This window comes from Hymenobacter sp. AT01-02 (assembly GCF_000961955.2).
GTDB classification, from domain to species: Bacteria; Bacteroidota; Bacteroidia; order Cytophagales; family Hymenobacteraceae; genus Hymenobacter; species Hymenobacter mucosus.
Genome location: NZ_JZIR02000212.1, coordinates 1 through 809, shown reverse-complemented (window position 1 = coordinate 809; position 809 = coordinate 1). Strand labels below are relative to the sequence as shown.

Annotated in this window: 2 protein-coding genes; both read right to left on the bottom strand. The window is 57.7% G+C overall.

Annotation, left to right across the window (positions count from 1 at the left end; genetic code table 11):
* Window positions 1–96 precede the first annotated feature (96 nt).
* The gene (locus VI25_RS22485) at window positions 97–348 is read right to left on the bottom strand and encodes a hypothetical protein (protein ID WP_045687221.1); all 252 of its coding nucleotides are present in this window, start codon (window positions 346–348) and stop codon (window positions 97–99) included.
* A 115-nt stretch (window positions 349–463) separates the two neighbouring features.
* The coding region (locus tag VI25_RS25465) for a hypothetical protein (protein WP_161807036.1) at window positions 464–809 on the bottom strand (346 nt) is incomplete at its 5' end.

The following is an 809-nucleotide window of genomic DNA, read 5'->3' as shown; positions in this document are numbered from 1 at the left end:
GAAACTGCTGCCACGTCCAGAGTAGCGCCAAGGCACCAATAAGTATTCCCAAGCTGCGTCCAACAGAGGGAAGATGGCTGGAAGAAGAAGATTGCATTAGGGGGCGGGAGTAGCGAAGGCAACGGGGGCAGCATTAGGCGTCCAGAGCAGCATCACGTGCAGGAGCGTCCAAAGCAATAAGCCAAGTAGTAAGGCAGCGCCTGGTAGCACGGCCCACCAATGGCGGCGGGTACGCTCGGGAGGCGTAGCGGCGAAGTCGCGCCAGGTAAGCAGAAACGCAAGGCTCGCTACGCAACCCACGCAGAACAAACCACCTGCTACCGTCAGCAGTAAGGGAAGGAAAGTCATGACTTTAAAACTTAGGAAGTGAAGAGAATAAAATATCACCAACTCGCTACCTCGGCTACTGGAAGTAGCGCGCTAAGCCACGTAAATGGGAGAAGCATACTGTTGCTCGCCCTTGCTAGAAACGTACCCGGGGGCTAAGCTGCTGGGAGTGAGCCGCAGTTGGTTGGCCAGTTAGTTGAGTATAGGCAGAGGCCTCGGCCCAGTTCCAGCTTTGCCACTGCCGATGAGTAGGGCCATATTCTACCAACCACTGAGCTACTCGCTCCTGCACCAGGCGGCGGGCTTCGGCGGGCTGCACGTGGTTTTCGTGGTAGCCATCGGGGCTAGTCACGGCAATGCTGTTCATGCCATCCAGAATGGCTTGGCGTGCGGCCAGCTCCGGCAAAACGCGCGGCGGCATGGTCAACAGAAAGTCGAGGTCTACTTGGCGGAAGCGGGGCTGCAGGTTGTACCGCACCATC

Excerpts from the sequence above, each read along its gene's own strand:
- VI25_RS22485 (WP_045687221.1), bottom strand. The coding sequence starts at position 348 with ATGACTTTCCTTCCCTTACTGCTGACGGTAGCAGGTGGTTTGTTCTGC.